Source organism: Bradyrhizobium sp. ISRA464, from assembly GCF_029910095.1.
GTDB lineage: Bacteria > Pseudomonadota > Alphaproteobacteria > Rhizobiales > Xanthobacteraceae > Bradyrhizobium.
The window spans coordinates 7,878,724-7,901,785 of the sequence record NZ_CP094526.1 but is presented as its reverse complement, the minus strand read 5'-3'; the positions used below and the strand labels follow the sequence as shown (position 1 = coordinate 7,901,785).

At 63.3% G+C, this 23,062-nt stretch carries 17 protein-coding genes and 2 tRNA genes; 7 read left to right on the top strand and 12 right to left on the bottom strand.

The genetic code is table 11. The annotated features are described in order from the left end of the window. Positions 1 to 4: 4 nt before the first annotated feature. The 4 genes from MTX19_RS36585 to MTX19_RS36570 all read right to left on the bottom strand — a co-directional run bounded on the left by MTX19_RS36585 (position 5) and on the right by MTX19_RS36570 (position 5,430). The gene (locus MTX19_RS36585; RefSeq protein ID WP_280981530.1) at positions 5 to 856 is read right to left on the bottom strand and encodes a carbohydrate ABC transporter permease; all 852 of its coding nucleotides are present in this window, start codon (positions 854 to 856) and stop codon (positions 5 to 7) included. Beyond that, positions 853 to 1,722 (bottom strand): sugar ABC transporter permease, encoded by an 870-nt coding sequence (locus MTX19_RS36580; RefSeq protein WP_280975478.1) that lies wholly within the window; start codon positions 1,720 to 1,722, stop codon positions 853 to 855. The genes MTX19_RS36585 and MTX19_RS36580 overlap by 4 nt, the downstream gene beginning before the upstream one ends. 195 nt (positions 1,723 to 1,917) lie before the next feature. Continuing rightward, positions 1,918 to 3,303 carry an ABC transporter substrate-binding protein gene (locus MTX19_RS36575; protein ID WP_280981529.1) on the bottom strand — a complete coding sequence of 462 codons (1,386 nt, stop codon included), beginning with the start codon at positions 3,301 to 3,303 and terminating at the stop codon, positions 1,918 to 1,920. 162 nt (positions 3,304 to 3,465) lie between these two features. Further along, positions 3,466 to 5,430, bottom strand: coding sequence for an AsmA family protein (locus MTX19_RS36570; protein ID WP_280981528.1), 1,965 nt, complete (start codon positions 5,428 to 5,430; stop codon positions 3,466 to 3,468). A gap of 241 nt (positions 5,431 to 5,671) precedes the next feature. Here MTX19_RS36570 and MTX19_RS36565 point away from each other — a divergent pair, with 241 nt between their 5' ends. From MTX19_RS36565 to MTX19_RS36555, 3 genes are read left to right on the top strand one after another with little or no spacing between them, the layout of a single operon-like run. Beyond that, positions 5,672 to 6,379 (top strand): CoA transferase subunit A, encoded by a 708-nt coding sequence (locus MTX19_RS36565; RefSeq protein WP_280981527.1) that lies wholly within the window; start codon positions 5,672 to 5,674, stop codon positions 6,377 to 6,379. Between the two features lie 24 nt (positions 6,380 to 6,403). Further along, the gene (locus tag MTX19_RS36560; RefSeq protein WP_280981526.1) at positions 6,404 to 7,054 is read left to right on the top strand and encodes a CoA transferase subunit B; all 651 of its coding nucleotides are present in this window, start codon (positions 6,404 to 6,406) and stop codon (positions 7,052 to 7,054) included. A 22-nt stretch (positions 7,055 to 7,076) separates the two neighbouring features. Continuing rightward, positions 7,077 to 7,247 (top strand): hypothetical protein, encoded by a 171-nt coding sequence (locus tag MTX19_RS36555; RefSeq protein ID WP_280985727.1) that lies wholly within the window; start codon positions 7,077 to 7,079, stop codon positions 7,245 to 7,247. Between the two features lie 730 nt (positions 7,248 to 7,977). On the opposite strand, the gene MTX19_RS36550 is transcribed toward MTX19_RS36555, so the two are convergent. Together MTX19_RS36550 and MTX19_RS36545 are read right to left on the bottom strand one after the other, a co-directional pair. After that, positions 7,978 to 8,115 (bottom strand): hypothetical protein, encoded by a 138-nt coding sequence (locus tag MTX19_RS36550; protein WP_280981525.1) that lies wholly within the window; start codon positions 8,113 to 8,115, stop codon positions 7,978 to 7,980. Positions 8,116 to 8,218: 103 nt separating this feature from the next. After that, entirely contained in the window at positions 8,219 to 11,962 is a 3,744-nt protein-coding gene (locus MTX19_RS36545) for a PAS domain-containing protein (RefSeq protein ID WP_280981524.1), read from the bottom strand. A 330-nt stretch (positions 11,963 to 12,292) separates the two neighbouring features. Here MTX19_RS36545 and MTX19_RS36540 point away from each other — a divergent pair, with 330 nt between their 5' ends. The 4 genes from MTX19_RS36540 (at position 12,293) to MTX19_RS36525 (ending at position 14,147) form a co-directional block, all read left to right on the top strand. After that, a complete protein-coding gene (locus tag MTX19_RS36540) occupies positions 12,293 to 12,676 on the top strand; it encodes a phasin family protein (RefSeq protein ID WP_280981523.1) in 384 nt (127 codons plus the stop codon). 342 nt (positions 12,677 to 13,018) lie between these two features. Continuing rightward, positions 13,019 to 13,453, top strand: a complete 435-nt coding sequence (locus MTX19_RS36535) for a phasin (RefSeq protein WP_280975486.1) — start codon at positions 13,019 to 13,021, stop codon at positions 13,451 to 13,453. Between the two features lie 185 nt (positions 13,454 to 13,638). Continuing rightward, positions 13,639 to 13,715 (top strand) — tRNA-His (locus tag MTX19_RS36530). 355 nt (positions 13,716 to 14,070) lie between these two features. Further along, positions 14,071 to 14,147, top strand: a tRNA-His gene (locus MTX19_RS36525). Between the two features lie 112 nt (positions 14,148 to 14,259). On the opposite strand, the gene MTX19_RS36520 is transcribed toward MTX19_RS36525, so the two are convergent. The 6 genes from MTX19_RS36520 to MTX19_RS36495 form a co-directional block, all read right to left on the bottom strand. Continuing rightward, positions 14,260 to 15,216, bottom strand: coding sequence for a hypothetical protein (locus MTX19_RS36520; RefSeq protein WP_280981522.1), 957 nt, complete (start codon positions 15,214 to 15,216; stop codon positions 14,260 to 14,262). Continuing rightward, positions 15,209 to 17,254, bottom strand: coding sequence for a hypothetical protein (locus MTX19_RS36515; protein ID WP_280981521.1), 2,046 nt, complete (start codon positions 17,252 to 17,254; stop codon positions 15,209 to 15,211). Before MTX19_RS36515 ends, MTX19_RS36520 begins: the two co-directional genes overlap by 8 nt. 16 nt (positions 17,255 to 17,270) lie before the next feature. After that, entirely contained in the window at positions 17,271 to 18,248 is a 978-nt protein-coding gene (locus tag MTX19_RS36510) for a TniB family NTP-binding protein (protein ID WP_280981520.1), read from the bottom strand. 10 nt (positions 18,249 to 18,258) lie between these two features. Then, a complete protein-coding gene (locus MTX19_RS36505; RefSeq protein ID WP_280981519.1) occupies positions 18,259 to 20,577 on the bottom strand; it encodes a hypothetical protein in 2,319 nt (772 codons plus the stop codon). Positions 20,578 to 20,586: 9 nt separating this feature from the next. After that, on the bottom strand, positions 20,587 to 21,507 hold the full coding sequence (locus tag MTX19_RS36500; RefSeq protein WP_280981518.1) for a hypothetical protein: 921 nt from the start codon (positions 21,505 to 21,507) through the stop codon (positions 20,587 to 20,589). A gap of 77 nt (positions 21,508 to 21,584) precedes the next feature. Continuing rightward, the gene (locus tag MTX19_RS36495) at positions 21,585 to 22,337 is read right to left on the bottom strand and encodes a TnsA endonuclease N-terminal domain-containing protein (protein WP_280981517.1); all 753 of its coding nucleotides are present in this window, start codon (positions 22,335 to 22,337) and stop codon (positions 21,585 to 21,587) included. Positions 22,338 to 23,062: the final 725 nt, after the last annotated feature.

The window sequence follows — 23,062 nt, the reverse complement described above, 5'->3', positions numbered from 1 at the left end:
GACCTCACGACTTGACCGCGCCGGCGGTCAGCCCGCCCACCATATAGCGCTTGAAGGCATAGTAGATCGCGGCCGGCGGCAGCGCGTAGATGAAGCCGGTGGTCATCAACAGCTCCCACGGCGAATCGTCGGCGGCGAGGAAGTTGCCGAGCGCGACCGGCAGCGTGATGTCCGTGTCGTTCGACAGCAGCAGGAAGGCATAGAGATATTCGTTCCAGGCGAGCAGGATCGCGTAGGTGCCGATCGCGACCAGCGAGGGCATCATCAGCGGCACGTAAACCAGGCGGAACAGCTGCAGCGTGGTGGCGCCGTCCATGGTCGCGGCTTCATCCAGCTCGACCGGCAGCTTGTCGGAGGCCTGCTTCAAGACCCAGATGGCGTAGGGCGAGGCGATCGTCACCATCGCCAGGATCAGCGACCAGTGATTATTGAGCAGACCGTAATTGCCCATGGTGCGGTACATCGGCACGGCAAGGAACGCGGCCGGAATGAAATAGGTGAACAACGCGAGGTTCATCACGGCGCGGCCGCCCGGCACGCGCAGCCGCGAGATCGAGAACGCGGCGGCGGTCGCGACGAGCAGCGTCAGCGCGCCGGCGGCGAGCGCGATCACGGTCGAATTCCAGAACTGGATCCAGAAGTCGCGCAGGAAATAGTGCTGCTGATGGAACACGATCGAGAAATTATGCAGCGTTGGATGGTCCGGCCACAGCTTGCCGGAGAACGCATCCTCCTTCGGCGAGATCGCGAACACGAACATGTGGTAGATCGGCACCATGGTCCAGATGAAGACCGGGATGCCGATCAGCAGCAGCTTGGCTTCGGTGCCGACTTCGTGGAGGGTGGGCAGCTTCATCGCGACAACCGTTTCATCATGAAATAGACCAGCGGCAGCACGAACGGCATCGCGCACACGATCGAGGCCATCGCGAGCGAGAGTTGGTCGAGCCTGAGATAGCGGATGCCGAGCGTCGACAGCACGTGGGTGAGATCGGCAGGCCCGCCACCGGTGAGCAGATAGACGCTGTTGAAGTCGCCGAGCGTCCAGATCATCGAGAGCAGCGTGCAGGTGATGTACAGCGTCTGCATCGACGGCCACGTGATGTAACGGAATTTCTGCCACCAGCTGGCGCCGTCGACGTCGGACGCCTCGTACAGGTCGTGCGAGATCGCGAGCCGTCCGGTCAGCAGGATCAGGGTCCAGAACGGCAGCGATTTCCAGATATGCACGCCGATCGCCATCGCGAGCGCGACCGTCGGATCGTTCAGCCAGTTCGGGCCGTCGTCGCCGGTGAATTTGAAGATGAGCTGGTTGACCATGCCCCATTCGGGATTGAGCATGAAGCGCACCGATAGGATGGTCGGGATCGACGGCACCGCCCAAGGCAGGATGAAGATGACCGACAACCATCTGATCCAGGGACGCTGCTGGGCAAAGAAGCCGGAGAGGAACAGCGCGATCAGCATCTTGATGTTGATGCCGATGACCAGGAAGATCAACGTGTTGACCGCGGCGCGCGCGAAGATCGGATCGTTATAGAGCGCGACATAGCTCGCCGGATGGCGCGCCAGCCACAGGCCGTAGCACACCGGATAGAGCACGAAGGCGAGGAACACGAGCAAATAGGGCGTGAGCAGCACGATGCCCCAGACCTGCGGCGGCGACAGCCGTGCCGACAGGGGCGGCGATGGAGCATCGGATGCAGAGAGTGTAATCGCCATTCGTCTACTCTTTGAGCAAGCCACCGACCGCGCACCGCGATCTGCGATGCCCTTTACCTTGCCCCACTTGCGGGGAGAAGTCGAAGCCGAAGGCTTCGAATGAGGGGGGCAGGACTCTCCGCGAGGTGCACCCGTAGATAGAGCCCCTCACCCCGACCCTCTCCCCGTGAAGAACGGGGAGAGGGGGAGTCATTATCAACCGGCGACCTGCTTGATGCGGGCGATCAGTTCGTCGACGGCCTTGTCCACCGGCACCTTCTCGCTCACCACGCGGTTCATCGCCTTGGCCCAGACGTTCTCATTGTTGAGGATGGTGAACTTCCAGTTCTTGGTGAAATCGAACGGCGCGGTGCCGCCCGTGAACTGGTTGTAGACCGCCTTGCGGTGCCGGTCGGCCTGCCAGAACGGGCTCGCCTGGCTTGCCTTGGTCACCGGGAACCAGCGGCCAAGCGCGCCCTCGATATAGGGACGGACGTTCTCTTCCTGCAGCAGGAACTTGATGAACTCCTTGCCCTCGGCCTTGTTCTTGGCGTTGGCGAAGATCAGGCCGGTCTTGACGTCGGAGCGGTACTTGATCGTCGAGCCGTCCGGCGCCTTCGGGAAGGACGCGGTGATGATGTCCTGCTCATAGGCCTTCTTGCCGGCGGCGCGCTGCTCGGGCGTCAGCGCCGGATTGGTGGAATCCTCGTACCACTTCGCAGCGATCGAGATCGTGAAGTTGTGGGTCATCACGATCGTCTTGTTGTGGAAGGCGACGTTGTTGTCCGGGTCCTTCCAGGTGGTGGAGGAGGGCGGCGTGCAGCCTTTGATGTAGGTGTCGGTGTAATCCTTCAGCGCGTGGATCAGCCCGTCGCGCACCTTGGGATCGTCGACCAGCAGCTTGCCGTCGTCGTCGACCAGCTTGACGTGGTAGGCGTCCATGAAGGTGTAGAACGACTGGAAGGAGTCGGTCGATTCCACACCCATCGGCTGGCCGACGCCGTAGATGCGCTGCCCGGTCGCCTTGCGGATCGCGGGCTGCACCTTGTTGCACCAGAACGACCAGTAGTCCTCCCACTTGGTCGGAATGTCGGCCTGCTTGAAGCCGGCTTTCTCCAACATGTCACCCCAGATCTGGACGTGCATGCTCTGCTGCTTCAGCGGGAAGCCGTAATAGGCCTTCTTCTTGGCGGCGTCGTTGTAGAGCAGCGCCGTCTCCAGCGTGTTCGGCGCGAACGCATCCTTCATCGGCAGCAGGATGTCGGAGAGATCCTCGAGCTTGCCCTCATAGGCCCACTTGCCCTGCGCCTGCACGTCGTAAGAGTCGGAATAGGCGACATCGGGCACGGTGCCGGAATCGAACGCGGCGACCGTCTTCGGAATCATATCCTGGATCGCGTATTGCGACAATTCGACCTTGATGCCGGTCTTGGCCTCGAATTTCTTGATCGTCTCGAGCAGTGCGTCGTCTTCGGACTTGTAGAAGCCCTTGCCCCACCAGACGGTGATCGTCTTGCCCTGGGCAAAAGCAGGGGCCGTGCCGGCGAACAGGCCGACCGCAGCGACCGCGAGCGAAAGCGCACCAATAACCTTGGACCTCACGTCATTATTCTCCCTTTTCACGCCGGTTTTAACCGGTTGGGGAAAACACTAGCGCATGCCTGTGACCTGATAAAGATGGCGACGCCGCCAACTTGTGTAGGGGGCGCACGGCGCACGGATGAAGTCGCATGGTCGCATCCGCGCGGAAAGCGAGCAGCTCGATCAGTTCGACTTTGCATTCTCGGCCGAGGTCGGTGCGCTGGCCGGCGCCGGGGCCGGCGCCGCGGCTTCGGGTGTGCTGGATTTTCCGCCGCCGGTAAAGCGTTCGATCACCGAGCGCACCGCGTCGCGGGTCTTGCGGTCCTTCACCGCATCGAGCAGCGGCGCGGATGCGGGCGAGCGGCGGATCAGGCTTTCCGGATCGGGGAAAATCAGCGGATCGTCCCACGGTCCCTGCACCACGAAGGGCAGGTCGAAACCAGTGCCGCCACCGGATGCCGCCGTCAGGCTGGCGACGCCCTTCAGGTCGTATTCGCGCGCGGGCACCGAGGCCGTGCCGGTCAGCGTGATCCGCGCCGCCGGGCTCTCGACGCGAATGTCCTCGGCGGTCGCGACGCCGTCGGCGAACTTCACTGAGATGTTGAGATTGTCGTAGGGGGTCGTGCCGGAGCGGAAATGGCCGCCGCCCGACAGCGGCCGTCGCTCCAGCCGCTTCAGCAGCTGCTCGACATTGAAGCCCGCGATCGCGCCGTCGTGCCCGGTCAGCGTCGCGGTCCCGTCGAGCGATTGCGCCAGGCCGAACGGGCTCGAGCCGGCCGCCGTCAGCGAGACGTTGAGGTTGCCGCGGCCGGACAGTTTGGTGATGCCAAACAGTTCGCTGGCACAGGCCTGCAGGTCGACATCGTTGAACTGGAATTGCGCCCTGACATCGGCGACCGCATCCGAGCGCGCGATCGCGAACGAGCCCTTGGCGATACCGCCATACATCTGTGCTTCGCCGACGCTGAGCGCGAGCGCGCCGCCGCGCAAATTCGCACCGAACGCGGTGCGGCCGAGCTTGGACGGCCCAACCGTCACCTTCGCCGCCGACAGGCGCATGTCGAGATCGACGCTGGACAGCGACGACAGATCGAACAGCTGCCTGTTCCAGTCGCGCTGGCCGCGGGCGAGCAGACGGAAGGTCGAGATGTAGGGCGTGAAGTCGAGGTTGCCGGCCGCCAGCGTCGCCTGCAGCGTCTGCCGGCCGTTGTTGGAGTAGGTCATCACGCCTTCGGCGACATTGCCGTCGAGCTCGACATTGACATTGGTGAGGGCGACCGAGCCGCCGACCACATTGGTGCGCGCCTTCAGCGCGAAGCGGCCGAAGCCACCTCCGCCGCCGGGCGGCGCCTGACCCATCCAGCGCAGCGCATTGCGCAGGGACGGACTGTCCATGGTGGTGATGCCTTCCATCATCAGGCTGGTGCGGTTGGCGACTGTTCCGTCGAATGCAACCTTCAGCGGCGCGCTGGCAAGCCGCGCCTTGAGGCCGGAGCGGTCACCCGACAACAGCGCGGCGAAATCGCTGGCGCTGATCGAACCGTCGACGCGCTGGCCGCGCCAGTCGAACTGGCCGGTTGCGGCAAAGGAGCGCGAGATCGAGGGCCAGGCCAGCGACAAATCGATATCACCGAGTTGCTCCGACACATGATTGGTCGCGTCCTCGTAGTTCAGCTCGCCGTCCTGGATGCGGATCTCGGAAAACGACACCTGGTTCTCCGAACCCGGCGTCATCGCCTTCGCGATGGTCTCGACGAACGGGGTCCAGTTGCTCTCGCCTGTCGCGGCGTCGCGCACCACGTGGATATGCGGACGGAGCATCATGACGTCGGCAATCTCGAACCGCTGCAGCAGCAGGGGGAGCAGGCGCAGATTCGCGGTCAGCACGTCGACCTGCAAGGCGGGGTCGATGGTGGTGGCGCCCTTCAGCCCGACATTGTGGAAGGAGACGTAGCTGCCGGGAAATATCGAGACATCAATATTGCCGTTGACGACCAGTTCGAGCCCGGTGACGGCGCGGATCTGCGCTTCCACCGCGCGTTGCAACGCGTCCCGGTTGAGGAACCACGATGTTCCGACCAGGGCGATCAGCGCCAGGCCAAGCAACGCCACAATCGGCATCCCCAGGCGCTTTATTCCTTGGGCCATCGTCAATGACATGTCCGGTCGGGTTGGAGGTTGTCAGGTCGTCGTCGGAACATTGCGGGCTGTGCCAGCAAGCCCGTGCCAACCCAGGCAACCTGAAGGGTTTTCTTGTCGCTTTCAAGGCCATCGGGATGTCGCAGGCCGCCTCCCATAGTCGCAATGGGCCGCGATTGACGCATTGCGAAGATTTCGCCTAATAATCCGGTTTGTCACAGCCGTTAGCCCTCCATCAGGTATTCATTGCATGAACAAGGTCTATCCCGACGCGAAATCGGCCCTCGATGGTCTTCTCAAGGACGGCATGATGATCATGTCGGGCGGCTTCGGCCTCTGCGGCATCGCCGAGACCCTGTCGGATGCGATTCGCGACTCCGGCGTGAAGGGCCTGACGGTTGTCTCCAACAATGCCGGCGTCGACGGCATCGGCTTGAGCCGGCTGCTGGAAACGCGCCAGATCAAGAAGATGATCTCGTCCTATGTCGGCGAGAACAAGCTGTTCGCTCAACAATATCTCGCCGGCGAGCTCGAGCTCGAGTTCAACCCGCAGGGTACGCTCGCCGAGCGCATCCGCGCCGGCGGCGCCGGAATTCCGGCCTTCTACACCAAGACCGGCGTCGGCACACTGATCGCCGAAGGCAAGGAAGTGAAGGAATTCGACGGCCAGAAGTACATCATGGAGCGCGGCCTGTTCGCCGACCTCACCATCGTCCACGCCTGGAAGGGCGACACCGCCGGCAACCTCGTCTACCGCAAGACCGCGCGCAACTTTAATCCGATGATGGCGACCGCGGCGAAGATCACCGTCGCCGAGGTCGAGCATCTGGTGCCGGCCGGCGAGATCGATCCGGACCACATCCATACGCCCGGCATTTTCATCAAACGCATCGTCGAGGTCGGGACGGCCAAGAAGCGGATTGAATTCCGCAACACCCGTCCGCGGCCTGCTGCCTGAAACCCAACTCTTTAGGAGAGCCCCATGGCCTGGACCCGTGAACAGATGGCCGCGCGTGCCGCCAAGGAGTTGCGCGACGGTTACTACGTCAATCTCGGCATCGGCATTCCGACGCTGGTCTCGAACTACATTCCCGATGGCATCGACGTCAGCCTGCAGAGCGAGAACGGCATGCTCGGCATGGGCCCGTTCCCCTATGAGGACGAGGTCGATCCCGATCTGATCAACGCCGGCAAGCAGACGGTCAGCGAGCTGCCCTCGACGAGCTATTTCTCCTCGGCCGATTCCTTCGGCATGGTGCGCGGCGGCCATATCGATCTCTCGATCCTCGGCGCCATGCAGGTCGCGCAGAACGGCGACCTCGCCAACTGGATGATCCCCGGCAAGATGGTGAAGGGCATGGGCGGCGCCATGGACCTCGTCGCCGGCGTCAAGCGCGTCGTGGTGGTGATGGAGCATTCCGCCAAGGACGGCCCGAAGCTGCTCAAGTCGTGCAACCTGCCGCTGACCGGCGAGCGTGTGGTCGACATGGTCGTCACCGATCTCGCCGTGTTCACCATCGACAAGCACGGCAACGACGGCATGGCGCTGATCGAGCTCGCCGACGGCGTCACGCTCGAGGAGGTCAAGGCCAAGACCGAGGCCGACTTCCGCGTCGCGCTGAAGAACACCTGAGATGATCGGAGCGGGGCGACCGATGATCCGCCCCGCACACCCCGGCGACGCAACCTTTATCGCCCGCATCATCCTGGCGTCGCAGCGCGGCCCACTGCCGCGCGACTGGTGTGGCATCGCGCTCGATCTCGCCGCATACACCACTGTCGTCCCTGCGAAAGCAGGGACCCATACGCCGTGGCCTGCGTTGTGAGCGGGGCTCCTCGTTCGTCGTCCTGGCGAAGGCCAGGACCTATAACCACCGCATTTGGTGATGAACGGGATCTTGGCCGCAGCGTCGCGCAACAATGAGCATTTGGGGTAATGGGTCCCGGCTTTCGCCGGGACGACACCGAGTGTGTTGCACTGCTTGTGAGTCATACGCTCGCATTCCCGCGGCGCGTTTCGCCCGAGCTTTGCTTTATTTCCCGCCCTCTTCTCAATCAGAGGGCGCAGGGAAAGCCGGGTGCCGATCGCACCCATGGGCCCGGTGCAACAAAAAAGCACCGGGGGTAGGACCACAGGTGAAACCGGAAAACACGCCGGCTTTCCCTGCGCGATGGTTTACGGCTTACTTCGTGCTCTCCCCGGCGAGACTTGGCTTTTTTGTCACCGTCATCAGCAAGACGCGTTCCGCGTCTTGCGAGGAGACACCTGCCACTGGGGCGTCGAGACCACACGACTTCACCGTCCGCCTCATGCGCATTCGTCAGTTGCGCAACTAGCGTCCACCGCATCTCACGCCGCGTTCGTGACGATCGCGATCCGCCCCTCGTGTCGGGTGAGACGGGGCGATTCATACACTGAGTTGCGCTTCTGGAAAACAGAAATATTTCTGCCGCGAGGGCTTGCGCCGTCGGGCAAATCAGTGCCAAGGGGCGCGGGTCTCTATCCCGCGTCTTTCCTGGGCACGCCGCTCGGCGCGAGCCCGGAATGACGAAGGCTCAGCGGCCAAGATCCACTGCGGTGGTGTTGCCGCCGCTGATCATTGCGACGAGGTCGAGATCGCGCGGATGAAGGCGGCGATCGTCGAGAAGATCTGATTGTTCGAGGGGCAATGGCGACACATTGCCGCTCGCCAACTACGTAAGGTGAGCACCCTGGTCAGGCTCCCTCCCCCGCAAGGGGGAGGGGAGCCCTTCCGCCGGTGCCTGCCTCACACGCGAGGCATCATGCGTGCAATGATCACGCCCGCGCGGTTGCGTGCGAAAACACCACCTCGATCAGCGTGCCGGAGTGGCCGCCGGTCCGGATCTGGAATTTGGCGCGGTTGGCTTCGACCAGCGCCTTGGTCAGCGACAGGCTGACGCCGCCGGATCCGGCGTGATCGGATGGTGTCGGTGCGCGGAACGGCTCCAGCGCGGCGGCAACCTCGTTGTCGTTGAGGCTCTGCCCGGTGTCGCGCACCCGCAGCATCACCTCGCCGAAATCGGACAGCGCGGTCGAGACGATCACCTGGCCGCCGGCATTGGCGAGATGGATCGAGCTGCCGATCAGGTTCAGCGTGATCTGGCGCAGCGCGCGGGCGTCGGCGACCACCGGCGGCAGCGTGTGCGCCAGCGAGGTGCGGATGATGATGCGCTCGCGGTTGGCTTGCGGCTGCATCACCGCGACGCAGCTCTCCACCATCTCGTTGAGGTTCTGGTCGGAGAAGGCGAGATCGAGCTTGCCGGTCTCGATCCGCGAAAGATCGAGCAGGTCGTTGACGATCGCGATCACCCGCTCGCCGGAGGCGCGGATGTCCTTCATGTATTCGACATAGCGCTCGTTGCCGAGCGCGCCGAAACGCTCGCCGATCATCACCTCGGCAAAGCCGATGATGGCGTTGAGCGGCGTGCGCAGCTCGTGGCTGATCCGCGCCAGCATGTCGGACTTGCCGTTCGCCGCGCGCTCGGTGAGCCGTCGTGCCTCGCGCAATTCGCTCTCGCTCTTCTTGGCCTGGGTGAGGTCGCGGAACACCGCGAAGAAGTTCGGCCCGTCGGCGCGGGTGCGGCCCATTGTCACCGACAGCGGAATGACGCCGCCCTGTCGCACCTGGCCGAGCGTCTCGCGGCCGTGATCGAGCAGGCTGGCGACGCCGGCCGATTTCAGGCTGGCGAGATACTGGAAAATCTCGTGCCGGCTTTCCGTAGCGAACAGGTCGGCGAGATTGTGCCTGATGAAGTCCTCGCCGTCATAGCCGAACAGCGCCTCCGCGCTGCGGTTGCAGGAATGGATGTTGCCCTCGGCGTCGAACATGATGATGCCTTCGGCCGCGGTGTCGAGGATCGCGCCGAGCTCCTCGGCATCGGCCTGGCCGGCCTGCGGCGGCGCAGGCTCCGCGACCAATGCGGGAGCCGCATCCTGCACCGACAGTGCCGCGGCGATTGCCGCGTCCTCGTCATGCGTGCGCGAAAAGATCAGCGCCAGCGCGGAGTCGTCGTCCCAGGAGATCGTGTGCAGCCGCGCGTCCGCGGAGACCGACTGCGCGTCGTGACCGGCGTTCTGATTTGCCGAGATCGTCACCGGAGTGCCGGTGCCTGAGGTGCTGCTGGCTTGCGAGACGCCCGGCTCGACATAGAGCGCATCGAGCCCGCCGGCGGCTTCCAGCGCGTGCAGGCTGTCGTAGCCCATGCGCGCGAGGAACGCGGCGTTGGCATAGAGCAGGCGGTCGAGCCGGTAGATCAGGATGCCGACCGGCAACAGGTCGAGCAGCGCCCGGTCGCGTCTGGATTCGGCACGCGGCGGCGGCTCGGCCTGCGCCAGCCATTCGGCCTTCGGGCTCTCCGCGTGGTCGTCGCGCGGCGGCTCACTCGCCGCGGGCAGCTCGGTTGCCGGCGGCTGCTCGGCAATCGTCTCGTCCTCGTGTCGTTCGGTCGTGGCGGTGAGGCCCGCTTCGCTCTCGAGCCGCGCCGACAATTGGCGGGCGAGTTCGTTGAAGGCGTTGTTCTCGACCGGCGTCAGCGACGGCGGCCGGGTGTCACCGGCGAGGCGGAACGGCACCACATTCGGAGACGTCTCGTCACGCATATCCTGGCGCGTATCCTGGGTCGTTTCCACGGCGGGTTCCAGATCGGCTTGGTGTGAAGTCTCGGATACTGTCGGTTCGGTCACGTCCTCGGTCGGTGGTGCAGTGTTGGTGTCGGTCGGCGGCTCCGCGACAGGCGGAGGATTTTCAGGCGCCGGCCCGGGCGGCGTCTCTGCGCGAGCCTGCGCGGCGCTCGCCGATAGTGGTTGCGGCGCGGTCGGGCCGCTGAAGAACTCATAGCGGCGCAATGCGGCGAGTCGCGCAAGCCCGTCAAGATCGCGACACACACCAAAGCCGCGATAGCCGGCGAACGTCCTGTTGCGGTCGAACACCGGCAGGCCCGACAATTCGACCGGCAGGCGGCCGCCGCCGTCGACTGGCCAGCTCAGCGTGATGCCGCTCCAGGTGCTGTGCGTGGCGAACGCCTTCATGATGCGGCCTTCGGGATCGATCCCGAAGGCCTCGGCGATCTCATTCCACAGCCGGCCGAAGCCGGCCGCGGTGTGGATGCCGATCAGCCGGGTGAATTCGTCCGAGCCGAGCGAGAAGCGGCCCTCATGATCCATCTGCCACATGAAGCGCAGCGGATGCCGGCGCGTGCCGGGCACGGGCTCGTCGAGCCAGGACGGTGTCTTGGCGGGCGCGAGCGCCGCGGGCGGCGGCTCGGCTGATGGCATTGGAGCCGGCGTATCCGTGGCCATGGCGGGCGAGGGGACTGGGGCGACCGGCGGTGCCGATGCCTCCGGGACCGGTGTGCTTGGGTCGTTCGCAACGTCGGGCCAGGCCTCGAGCGGCGGCGCCTCGGCTTCCGCTTCGGCCGTCACCGCCATCAGCGCCTCGGTCAGCGATGGCTCGACCACGGGGGCTTCGCCCGCCGCGGCGTCGCTGTGCGTGGTGTTGGTCTCGACGGCCGCGGGTTCTGCGTGCGCTTCTGCTGCGGCGTTGGCCGTCGTCTCGACGAATGCGGACGGCGGCACATCGACGATCGGCTCGGCGGGTTCTTCTGCGGGCGTTTCCTGCGGCACCTCCAGCGCATCGAACAGGGTGAAGATGGCCGCGGGCCCGTCGGCCGGTGCAGGCGCTCCGTCATTCGCAACGACGTGTTCATTGACCGGAGGCGCCGGCGGCTGTTCCATTGCTAGGGAGTTTTCGGGCGCGGCCGGTGGCGGTGCTGCTGTCTCCGATGTTGGTGTTTCCGCTGCGGCCGTGTCCTGCACCGCGGCTTCGGGCGCAACCAGCGGTGCAGGCTTCGGTGGTGCGGCCAGATGCGGGGCCGGCTTGATCAGCGCGACCAGTGCGGTGTCGGCGCCGCGGCCAATCCGCTGCAGCACGACGCGGCCGATCCCGACGCTTACGGCCGCGCGGCCCTGCTTCAAGGCATCGCTGCGCGCGGCATCGAGGCCGGCTTCGGAGAGATCGTGAAGGCCGAGCAGCGGACGCGCCGCCTCATTGGCGCCGATCAGCAGGCCATCGCCGGTGAAGGCCGCGGCCGGCCGGTCGGCGATCCCCTGCACCAGGCGCTGCAGCCGTTCGGCCAGCGGCATCACGCGGCCGGCGGCATTGACCGCGGCGACCAGCACGCCATGGCTGCCGTCGGGCAGGTCGATCCGGGCGCAGCCGCAGGTCGCGAGCATTCCGGGCGCCGCCCCGAAGCCGCGCAGCCGCTCCAGCCGGACCGCCCCGGTGGCGGCGAGGCTGCGGCCGAGCTGGGCGACCTGCCGGCGATGCGGATCGGCCGGGCCGAAGACGCGCTTCGCCAGCTCGCTGCCGCTGGCGGCAGCGAATATCTTTGCGCCGACCGGATTGGCCCAGAGGATCCGCGCGCCATCGGCCGACCACAGCCATGCGGGTTGGGCGCTCGTCGCGTGATCCGCTAGCCTGTGATCGCTGATCGCCTGGATCTGGAATTCCGCGTCATTCATCACGCAAGATTTGACCGCATGGGGGTTAGCCTCTTTTCCTTGATCGCCCGAAATACCGGCGGCCAGGGAATGACAGCCTTAACGGATCGTTAGTATCGCAAGCGGGCGGCGGCGGGTCCACGGCTGTGCCTGATGTGTCACGCCAAAGGCGGAATAACGTTAACTCGCCTGAACGATCCACAGCAGTTTTGCGTTGTCGAAAATCGCCGCGACCCGCCCGCCGGAACCAGCGGCACCGCGTCACATCTGCGGCGCGGTATCGCGATCGAGGTTCGCATGGGCCGATCGAGCACAGCGGCGAGCCAAGACCCAGCCAACAGGAGCGCGACCATGAGCGACAACGGGCGTGACCAATTCGAGATCCCCAAGGACATGCGATCGATGGCGGAAGCGAGCTTCGAGCAGGCACGCAAGGCGTTCGAGCAATTCGTCTCGAGCGCGCAGGCGACCGCCGGCACGATCGAGGAGCGCAACGCCACCGTGCGCGCCGGCGCCAAGGACATTTCCGCCAAGGCGTTCGCCTACGCCGAAAAGAACGTGCAGGACTCGCTGAACTACGCGGAGTCGCTGCTCAAGGCCAAGGACCTGACCGAGATCATGAAGCTGCACGGCGATTACGTGCAAAGCCAGATGCGCGCGCTCGCCGACCAGGCCAGCGAGATGGGCCAGATCATCAGCCACGCCGCGGTAGAGGCGGTGAAGCCGAAGAACTGAGCCTGCGCACCTCCCAGATCGGTGTCCCTGGGGACCTGCTGTGCCCCCGGGGATTGCTGCACAACCCTGGGGCCAGCCACGCAACCTCAGGGTGTGGCGCTGCCTCAACCTTGGGGTGGCCGTAGCGGAACCTGCACCCGATTCGGCTAAAAGTTGCGGCATCGCAGCGAATTCACGTTGCGTTGCACAAAATTGACATGATATGGGTATTTATTAGTCATGCCCGGCAAGGGCATTCCCGTGAACCAAGGCAGCGTGATCCATTTCAACGTTCCCGGTTTTTCAGGCTCCGGGACATGCAAGGGGTCACATCGAGTCACCCGTTGCGAAGGATACCCAGTCATGACCAACCCGTCCGACCCGTTTTCCGCCTCGATCATTCCGTTTGAGGTTCCCGAACAGATGCGCGCGTTCGCCGAAAAGGGCGTGTCGCAGGCGCGCGACAACTACGCCCGCTTCAAGGACGCTGCCGAGACCCACAACAGCACGGTCGAGGCCGTGTTCACCTCGGTGAGCAAGGGCGCCAGCGAGTACTCGGCCAAGCTGATCGAGTTCTTCAAGGCCAACACCACCTCGTCGCTCGACTTCGCCCAGGAGCTGTTCGGCGTGAAGTCGCCGTCGGAAGCGCTGGAGCTGTGGACCTCGCACACCCGCAAGCAGTTCGAGACCTACACCGCCCAGGCCAAGGAGCTCGCCGAGCTCGGCCAGAAGGTCGCCGCCGAGGCCGCCGAGCCGATCAAGGCCAGCGCCTCGAAGTACTACAAGCCGGCTGCCTGATCTGGCCCGCTTAACGTTCGCGGAAGGCCCGGGCCGTGGTCCGGGCCTTTTTGCTGGAGAAAGCCGCCGAAACGGCGTCAGATAGTGGCGGAAATCGCTGCGCTACGGTCTTGCCAAAGTCCGGCGTTGCACCTAGTTTCCGCCCGAAATCGCCGCCCCCGCCTTGAGGGGCCGCGTGCCAGGATGCAGTTGTAGCTCAGTTGGTTAGAGCGCCTGTCTGTGGAACAGGAGGTCGGTGGTTCGAGCCCACCCAACTGTACCAACGAAATCAAGAATTTTATCCGCCCAAGGTAAGAGCGAGTCGTCTGAACTCAATAAAACTGGGGCTTTTTGAATCCGTGGTGAGTCGGATTTCGCAATAGCGGTGAGTCGTCTCGCGGAAAAGAGGCGGAACAGTCGGTTTCCGTCAGATCTGGAGCCCGGTCGCAATACCGTCCCAAGGTAAGGCGATAGCGGCGAGTCGAACAACGTTTTCGCCGGCGGACCACGCGAAAGCTTCGCTGAGGCGCGAATATGCGGTGAAATGGAAGTGGACCTCGGCGCCGCGCCCCCAATCTCAAAGCTGGGTCATTTCGTTTCCGAGCTGCTGGCGGAAGCCATCGAAAACAATGAGTTGAGCCTGGTTGGCCGAGTTGGTTCAAGGCGCCGGTCTGTGGAACCGGTCATAGACGTTCGAATCGTCTACCAGGTACCATTTCCCACGAAATCCAACGCTTACGATGTCAGATCGCACTCGCGATCCGGCTCGGGAATCCGTTAACCCTTGCCTCCAAGGGCGCGAACGAGATCTTGCGAGCGCGCATCCCTCAGCGTGCTCGGCCGATCATCAACAGGAGGCCACCGATCTGCGGAAGCAACGACAGCAGCAACAATCGCAGCATCGCGAAGTCCGTCGCCGTGGGATTAGCATTCCCGGCACTGAGCCAAGCGACGATCTTACTCGCGGCCTCGGTTTGCGGATCGACGGCCCGTTCGACCGAACCGACAGCAGCATCCAGCGCACGCTGACGCTCAATCACGGTTTGCTCGCGTTCGCGACAGAAGCGGCCGACGCCGCCCGCGCATTCCCTGTCACGCGACGTCACGGCGTCACGTAACGCGTTCTGAGCGATCGTCACGGCGGGTGTGACGCGTGACGCGCGAGCCATGGCCGTATCAGCGATGTTGACGGAGGCGAACCCCAGACTCGAGATGAGAGCGAAGATAAATGACGCGGACCATACCAGCCACGCCACTGCCGCAGTTACTCGTTGCCGTGCAAGCCAAAGCCTTGCAGCTGCCGCAGGCACGGTCAGAGCAACGACGTCATTTGCCATACCGCTCGCAAGGAACGTCCAGCCTGCCAGATCGGTCGATCCGAGCGTCCGGGCGAACCACCCATTCATAACCAGGCCGACGCCGGCGAGCGCCAGTGCCGCCGCCGTCAGGCAGTATGAAGTGATCGAACGCCGCTCCGTGACGTGAGGGCGTGACACCGTTACTTCGTCCGTAACGCGTGACGTTACGCCGTCCGTGACGAGGGTCACGGGTAACGCGCTGACCGTTACTGGCGTGACCGTGCCGCTCGTCGTGACTGGTGGTTCAAAGGTGGCAGTGGCGATTTGGTTGCCGATAGGGCCCGGCGAAGCGGTGCCGGCAGAAGCCAGCGCAATCTTGCGTTTCTCCCGCTCGCGCTGGCGGAAGGCCCGTTGTCGTTCGGCTCCCGTTTTCGGCCGGCGAGGTACGTCGGTCGGCCCCGCCGGTGCAGTGCTGCTGTCACCCATTCGAAGCGGCTCCTTCCGGTTCTGACGTCTCGGACGATCGGCGGTCCGACGGGATATTGTCGTCACCAGCCGTAGGCTGGTCGAATGGCTGCTGCGTGCTGGATCCAACACCTTCACGATGTCGCCGGGCAAATAGGCTCCGTTCAATGATCGGCATGACATCTGTCCTGTGCCAGGCGAAGGCCGTCGAACGTCCGGGGACCGAGTGCGCAGGCCGTATGCCGTGGCCGTCCAAGATGCGCTCGACCCTCGTAACGCGAACGTTCAGCCGTCTCGCGACCGTGGACGAAGTGACATAGTTTTCGTTGAATCGTCGGACGCTCTCCCCGTTCACCTTGTACTCAGCCTGCAACACTCCTGCCTTGACGAACGCGACGACGTCTTCGTACGGCAAGTCGAGATACATCCGGACGTCCTCACGCGTCATTTTCGCCGGGGTAGGGGCCGGTGCAACCTCGTCGACCATTGCCTCAACGAGTTCGATGGCGTTAGCGGACAGGACTACTCGCGAAATGATGCCGCCCCGGCTTGCCGACAGCGAATACTCAATTCGACCATCGAGACAAAGTTGGACCAGCCTCAACAGCAGGCCGCCGCCGGCGCCACCGGCATGCATCACCGTTTTCATCAAAGACTTCCCACCGGGGAGGCTGGCCGCGCTCGCATTGTCTTCGATTCTGCTCCGGAACCTTTCGATTTCGGACCCATGCACGGACGGATCGCGAAATCTCGCGAGTGGGCCTGTAGCAAGGCGGATGTGCCCCGACCCCACCAATCCCTCGATTGCGAACATGGGCAGGCCCGTTGTCGCCGCCAGACGATCGATTAGCAGAACCTGCCGGCGGGACTCGAGCAATTCAACGAGCTGCCGCTCGTTGTAATAGGTCGGGGCAAATTTCTCGTCGCCGGTGTGGATGACCTCGATGTCCTTGTTCTTCGCGACCGAGGTCAAGAAGGCCGCGGTCACGTCATATTTCGCTAGCGCCTCGCGATAAGAGATCATTTCATGCGCACGCTCTGGCGGCGCCTGATAGCTCCGCTCGGGCGCTGACCCGCGAACGGCTGCATAGTGTTCGGCGATCGCACGCTCGATCGCATCCCTGACCTTCGGGAGCGCGCCATAAGCGTGACCGAAGTCGGCCAAGGGGCCGAGCTCTTTATAGCGGCCGTAGAACCCGCTGCGCGCGCCAGCCGCATCCTTCAGGAGCTTCAGCAGGTCGCCGGCGCCGTCGGGCCAGTTCATAACCACGCGAGCGGCCGAGATGAGGTTCTCATGCCAGTCGGGAAGAGCGAAACACGCGGCTCCCCTCAATTTGAATCGATCGGGGAAGCGTCTGCAGAGGTTGTTGCCCAACATGACGATCATGTCGAAGACTTCCCATCCATGCCATGACGCGAAAGACGGGGGCAACGCGCGCATCGCTTCGGGGTGACCGGCGAGCAAGCCCGTTACCGAGCGATAGAGAGCCAGTTCGTCTCCAACAAGACGCGGCAACTCCAAATCCCGCAGATCCGTCGTGGGACAACCGTCGTCGTCGAGGCAGTATTCGCAGAAAGGGACGCCCTGCGCGTAATTCCAGCCCAGCGGCTTCCCGCATCGCGGGTTCGGGCAGTCGGACGTCAACAATTCGCCGCTCTCCGGGCAATACCGCAGCGGTCGCAGTGTCGAGATTGCCCTATGGTGCGGCGAAATGCGAAGGGACGCAGGAGATACGCGCCGAAGAGCCGGTTCGCGCATCAAGCGTCGAACCGGTGAACCGAAATGACTGATGAAAGTGTTTGGCGGCGAGCCCTGGACCGCGATCGGCAACTGCATTCGCGAGCGTAGCTCTTGTTCCTTGCAGCCAAAGAATTGCGCGAGGCTTTCAAGATCGGCAGTTTCGCTGATCGGAAGAAAGCGCGCCCGGAGCGTCTCGAAGCCAGCGAGCTCCAGCACACGGACGACCGAAGGATGTCCGTTGTCGTCGCAGGCTCGCGCCACGAAGCCCATCAGGCTTTCGTCGGGTAGAGGAGTTGTCGGGATGGGGAAGGTGTTCATGGATGTGATGCCCGAACTAGTCTGCGAACGTTTCGGCATGGCTCGCGAAGTGGTTCTCCTTGATCCCAAACAGCAGCTTGCCGCGATCGATGGCGATCGCGAAATGGACCGGGAGGAGGGTCGTGGCGCCGCGTTCAAGTGCGACGCGGAGGGCGGCTTTCATGATCCTCTGGCACAGGCCCAGCCTGCCGCTGGCCTGGAGGAACAGGCAGCCAATGGTTTCGGCGTCCTCGAGCGTCTTTGCGCTTGTAAGAATGGCCATCTTTTCGATTTCGGTTTTGAACGTTTTCAGGAAGGCGACGAACAGCGCGCGGTCATCGGCGACGTCGGGATTGCCTCCCTTGAGGTCGAATCGGATGTGAGCTCTCTGGCCGAACTCCTCGCTCGCATCGAAAATGTCCGATGCTTTTTGGGTTCCAAATAGTCCCAGTGCGCAGATGCCGGTGTTGAGAGTCTTCTTCATGGCATCGATGACGCTTTTGGTGCGCTTGCCGGTGTCGCTGGCGATGAAATGCTGCACCTCGTCGCACAGGCCCAATTCCGTGCCGAGCTTGTCGGTCAATTTACCGAAGCGGCGACGCAGCACGGATTCGTTGCCCTTCTCGGGATCGGGGTCTTTCAACGCCGTCAGGGCATCGACATGGAATTGTCTCTTGTTGGCGTCGACCGACAGTTCGAAGTCGAACACGGCGCGCTTGCCGACCGGCCAGTTCTCGGTTCGGCAGACATCTTCGTAGTAGGTCTTGATCACGTGTGATTTCGCCGTACCGGATGGGCCGATGACGCAGATCAGGGGAAGCGGACTTGGCTTGATCGTCATTCCGGGGTTTAGTCTTGCGAATTCGACCATGTCGGCGCGGGATTGGCTGACTTCGGCGCGGACGATGTTCAGTGCGCGATGAATCTCGCTCAATAGCTTGTGCGGGTGGCGAATTCGCTCGAAAAGCGCTATGCGCCGCGCGATTTCATCTGCCGAATGGATTGCAGGGGTCATGGTGAGAGTCTCACGCGCTGGTGTTGCCGGCGTCGGTCTTGCCGGCGTTACGTTTGCGGAAGAAAGCCTCGAGGGAGGCGTCGACGCCCGAGGCGGGCGAAGCAGGTCCGGCCTGTACCGGCGGCGCGAGGTGGTTCGTTGCAGCATCCCGGGCGAAGGCCGCCACAACGTCGGCCCTTTTTGCTGAGCGTACTTCCGGAGGCGACTGCTTGGCCTCCTTCATGCGTTCCTTCGTCCGGCCGTCGACCTTCTTACCCTTGCTCCGGCCGCGTGCGGGCCCCGGCGGCGGGACGCGGTTGCCATCGGGAGCGAAAGCGGCAACGTCGATTTCGACGTCGTCCTGCGCCATCCCGCCAACCGTCGGAGGGGCCTTGGTCTTCAAGGCGGTCTTGCCTTCGATGAACTCCGAGGGTTCGTGGAGGATGCGGCGCTGCTGCTTGATGGCCTTGTACGCCGCCGCCGGTATCTGTTCCTCGACCGCTTCGCGCAGCCGGCGGCGGGCAGCCAATTGTTCGGCCGGCGTCGAGAACGCAATGCTTTCCTGCTCGGCCCAGATTCGCAGAATCCTCCAGTGCCAAATCGACAACCCGGCGGCGGCTTCTCCGGCGATGTTGGGCAGCCGGATGTATTCCTTCCGGCGCGTGTTCCAGACGTTGATGGCTTCGACGTTCGCCGGATTGTACTTGAACATCACCTCGGGATTCAGGGAGGACAAAAGCGACTTGCGGCGTTTCCGCCGCGGCGCCATCGCGCCCAGATCATCCATCAAGGCCCCCGTGATGTCGGTTTCGTGAAACTCCATGTTCTCGAACTTGATGCCGGACGTGGTGAGAGTGCCGGTTTCCAGCGCGCCGAAGGCCTTATCCAGGAAGTCGATATCGCCGATGTACGGGCGCTTGTGCTTGCGCTTGGATTTTTCCCAAGCCAGCGCCGGCGGCATTCCGATCGTCGAATGGGGTTCGTAGTGGTAGACGTCGTTGATGGCCATGTTAACAAGCTCGGTGAGCTTGCTCAGCGGAATGCACGCGACCTCTTTGGGGTCGATACCAAGTTGCCGCATGACGTCGGGTTTGTAGGGGATGCCGCCAGGAAGCTTATCGAGCAGCATCTTCTTGAGCGTCAGGAAGAATCGTTCGACCACGGCCTTGTACTGAGGCCGAGCGACAGGGGCCCACTTGACGTTGATCTTGGCGTCCTCGCAGGCGGATTGATATGATCTTCCCACTTGGGCGAGCTCGTTGTCGACCACGACCGTGGTCGGCTTGCCCCAGCCGTCAGACGAACGGACGATGGTCGGCCATCGTTCGTTGATGTCTTCCTTGGACATGTTGACGCGCTTCAAGCACGACATGGCGGTATAAAGACTTGGGGGTTCGTACGTGATGATGACCGCCAGGATCATCCTTGTGAAAAGATCGATGGCGATGGTCAGCGTGGGCCTGCCCAGAGGCAGCATGGTTTCGTCGTCGAGCACACACCAGGTGTCTAAGATCGTGGAGTCGATCAGAACGACTTCGAGCAGCTTGGATGCGGGAATGGGATGGTAGTTGCCGGCGAACTGCGCATCGGCTCGTGCCTTATCGTACTTGCGGCAGACGGTTTCGTAGCACTCCGCCGAGTTGATGTAGGCGCGCACTGTTTCGTCGCTGGGCTTGTGCAGCGGCTCCGTGACCGCGGAATCTCTGGCGATGCGCTCTGCGGCTTCGATGAACCAGCCGTCGAATTCGGCGATGGAGTCGCTCAGATGGCGGCCGCTGGTTCCTTCTTCCCAATGCCAATCGATGATTTTTTCAAGGAGTTTGGCAATTTCCGGATGCCAACGCTGGCGCGTGACCTTGCCCGAGTTTGAGATGAGAAATCGAGCGGTCAGTTGCTCGACGTCGGGATACTTCTTGATGTGGCGATGAAGGGCGCCGGAGCTCGGCAACCAGGTATGGCCGAGATCGCGCGCCTCGTCGGCATGCTCTTCGACGAAATCGTCCAGACGGGCGTGGTGGAGGCTCGTCGGCTTTTGGTGCCATTTCTTCAGAAAGAAGAACAGCGAACGGGCGTCCTTGACTTTCTTGCTGTCTTCCTTGGTGGGGGCGAGATCTTTGTCTCCGTCCGAGACGATGTCGCCGTTATGGTCCCGGATAACCGTGTGTGCGCGGATTTCGCCATCCTTCAAGAACTTCCCGAATTCGTCTTCGGTGCAAGTGAACTCGGCCCCATGGCCGGGCTCGACGGGCATGAACAGCATCCGGGCCAGTGGCATTTCAAGCGCATAGCGGTACAGGGCGCCCTTCCGGACGATGATATCGTTGTGCTTGATGGCGAGAGAAACGGTCACGTAGACTCCTCAGAGCAGCGGCGGCGAGTGGCGGCGCAGTGCGTCGTGATCCACGCGCATCACCGGGAGGTCGTCGAAAACCGGCAGCTTCAGGTCGAAATAGACCGAGCGGCGGACCACCAGCGCATAGAGCAGCGGCACGCCGCCGACGATCTCTGCCGCCTTCCCGAAAGGCAGCGTTCCTCCGGCGGCGTCGATGGCGGCTTCCAAGGCGAATTGCCGCGCTGACGGGACCTTGGCGTAGGCCCAGGTGATGATTTCGTGCGCGTTCCTGTAGAGGCGGCCGCCCAATATCTCCTTCTCCTGAAGAATCCGGAACGTCCAGCCCTCGCCGGCGTACACCTCGCGGACGACGTCGAGTTTGAATTGGTAATGCGGCTCGCGCGCCCGGCGGTCGTCCTCGCGCTTGGTTTCGATGATCTCGACCGTGGCGTCGGCCAAATCTCTGCGCAGGTCTGGGAAATAGATCAGTGGCCGGTTCTGCCACGGCACCGGGATCTCGACGCGATGCGGTTGGGCGAGGATCCTGATGACGGCCTTGTCGGCGTCACTGATCTCCATCAGCCCCATCTCATGGTCGGCCTCATACGGGAGGGACGCGCCCTGCGCCTTGAAGGCGGGATATCGGCCAGTTGGTTTGATGTGCCGGCCGTTGATGATGAGGCGCAACGGCCCGCCGTCCTCGGATTCGACGATGCGGGGGCCGCGCTGCATCAATCCGGCGGCGATCTGGCTCACTCTGGCGTCGCGTTTGGTCAAAAAGCTCTCCATGAGTTCGCAGTCGGGGTCGCGCTTGACCTCGTTCTCCTTGTTCTTGATCTCGACGAGCTCGATCGTGGGCAGAGTAACGTTGTCGCGCCAGACGCGGGCGGGGATGGCGCCGAGCCCTTCGTGCTTTTCTCCCTGGTAGGCGATGATGGCCTCATGCATCAGGTCGAGCAGGCAGTCCGTTGATGTCGAGCGTGATCGGCATGTCGATGATGACTCCAGGTGGTGGGGAAGTGGGATTAGGCGGCCTTCGACGGTCGCCAGATGGGATGCCGATAGAGAACGACGGCCGAGTGCTGGGTGAGGCGGCGGGTCAGGTCGACACGGCCGACCCGCCTGACGATCAGCGCGTGGAGCTTCGCCAGGCCGTCGCGGTCCCACGGATCGCTGCGGACGCTGAGGGCTGCGACGGCTTCTCCATAGGTCAGCTTGCCGCGACCCTTTTCCATCGCCTCGCCTAGCCGCAAGTGATCCTCGGAGCTGACGCGTGTGAGTCGGTCGAGGCGTACCAGGCGGACGTTGTCGAGCAGGTGGCCGGGCAGGATGTGCTTGTCCGCTGCTATGACGCGGAATTTCCAACCCTTTGCCTGGCAAGCCCTGCGCGCGAGCGAGAGCTTGAACGCGTAGTAAGGGTCGCGAGCGGCCTCGCTCTGCGTCTTCTTGACCTCGACGATCTCGATCGCGCCGTCGAGCGTGCGCTCGATGTCGGGGAAGTAGGCGATCATCTCGCCGTCCTCGAACCAGAACTCCATACGGAACGGCTGGGCGACGAAGTTGCGAACGCGGAAATCGACCTCCGAAATCCACATGAAGTGACGTTCGTCGACCGACTCCCATGGCAGGGCGCACCCGGCTTTCAGCGACACGAACGAGCCGGTTGGCTTCGCGTGGGCCCGTTCGACGATGGTTCGGATCGGCGTTCCGTCTTTGCCGCGGATGATCCTCACCTCGACCACCTTCCGGTTGCCCGGTATCTTGCTCTTGCTCGCCATGTACCCCCGGCCGACTGGCCAATGCTTCGCCGTTCGCCGGCAAGGTGACGGCGTCGGGCATGTCGTTAATGGGAGGTCGAACGCCCGGATCGGCGCAAAAAACCCGCTTGCGTGGCGCGGGGTGATGAGCAAAGCTCCAAATGCCTTTGCGGGCAGCATCTGTCGATTTGCTTTCGACCGGTGAAGGTCAGGCGGGTCGCTGAAACGGCCCGCCTGTCCTGTCTCCGCCTCATCAGGCGGACGGCAGCATCTATCGTTGTCTCCCCGTTGGAACTCCCCCTAACTGAACGCGAAATTCGCGCGATCGCCACAAAAATCGATCGACCGGCATCGTCCGGACTCCGGAGGAACCTTCATCGAAAGCGCCAAGTGGGCACGACTCAGCGGATCGGCCGTCAACCACATCCCCGAGGCCTAGGACGCGGCTCAAATGGATTTCCGAACTTCGGCGTTAGTCGAATTTCCTGCCGAAATTGCCGGAGCATTCAGAGGTCCGAGACATGAGTTGTTCGAGCTGGAAAGTTGAATTGCGGGGATAACTCCAAGATGGCCGTTACCTAGACATCATCGAACTCGGATTTCACCCCCGGCTAAGTGCCTTCCAAGAGGGCCCAAAGCGCCTGTCGGCTGTCGTGTTCGGTGATCCCGCGTAATGCGGCCCGGCCTGGTGACCGGATCGTATCCACGGGGACCGGGGGCGGTCCTGACGACAGGCGTGGGGCCTT

Bases quoted from the DNA above. Each gene is read 5' to 3' on its own strand.
- MTX19_RS36585 (WP_280981530.1), bottom strand. From the start codon at position 856: ATGAAGCTGCCCACCCTCCACGAAGTCGGCACCGAAGCCAAGCTGCTG.
- MTX19_RS36580 (WP_280975478.1), bottom strand. From the start codon at position 1,722: ATGGCGATTACACTCTCTGCATCCGATGCTCCATCGCCGCCCCTGTCG.
- MTX19_RS36570 (WP_280981528.1), bottom strand. From the start codon at position 5,430: ATGGCCCAAGGAATAAAGCGCCTGGGGATGCCGATTGTGGCGTTGCTT.
- MTX19_RS36565 (WP_280981527.1), top strand. From the start codon at position 5,672: ATGAACAAGGTCTATCCCGACGCGAAATCGGCCCTCGATGGTCTTCTC.
- MTX19_RS36560 (WP_280981526.1), top strand. From the start codon at position 6,404: ATGGCCTGGACCCGTGAACAGATGGCCGCGCGTGCCGCCAAGGAGTTG.
- MTX19_RS36555 (WP_280985727.1), top strand. From the start codon at position 7,077: ATGATCCGCCCCGCACACCCCGGCGACGCAACCTTTATCGCCCGCATC.
- MTX19_RS36545 (WP_280981524.1), bottom strand. From the start codon at position 11,962: ATGAATGACGCGGAATTCCAGATCCAGGCGATCAGCGATCACAGGCTA.
- MTX19_RS36540 (WP_280981523.1), top strand. From the start codon at position 12,293: ATGAGCGACAACGGGCGTGACCAATTCGAGATCCCCAAGGACATGCGA.
- MTX19_RS36535 (WP_280975486.1), top strand. From the start codon at position 13,019: ATGACCAACCCGTCCGACCCGTTTTCCGCCTCGATCATTCCGTTTGAG.
- MTX19_RS36520 (WP_280981522.1), bottom strand. From the start codon at position 15,216: ATGGGTGACAGCAGCACTGCACCGGCGGGGCCGACCGACGTACCTCGC.
- MTX19_RS36515 (WP_280981521.1), bottom strand. From the start codon at position 17,254: ATGAACACCTTCCCCATCCCGACAACTCCTCTACCCGACGAAAGCCTG.
- MTX19_RS36510 (WP_280981520.1), bottom strand. From the start codon at position 18,248: ATGACCCCTGCAATCCATTCGGCAGATGAAATCGCGCGGCGCATAGCG.
- MTX19_RS36500 (WP_280981518.1), bottom strand. From the start codon at position 21,507: ATGCATGAGGCCATCATCGCCTACCAGGGAGAAAAGCACGAAGGGCTC.
- MTX19_RS36495 (WP_280981517.1), bottom strand. From the start codon at position 22,337: ATGGCGAGCAAGAGCAAGATACCGGGCAACCGGAAGGTGGTCGAGGTG.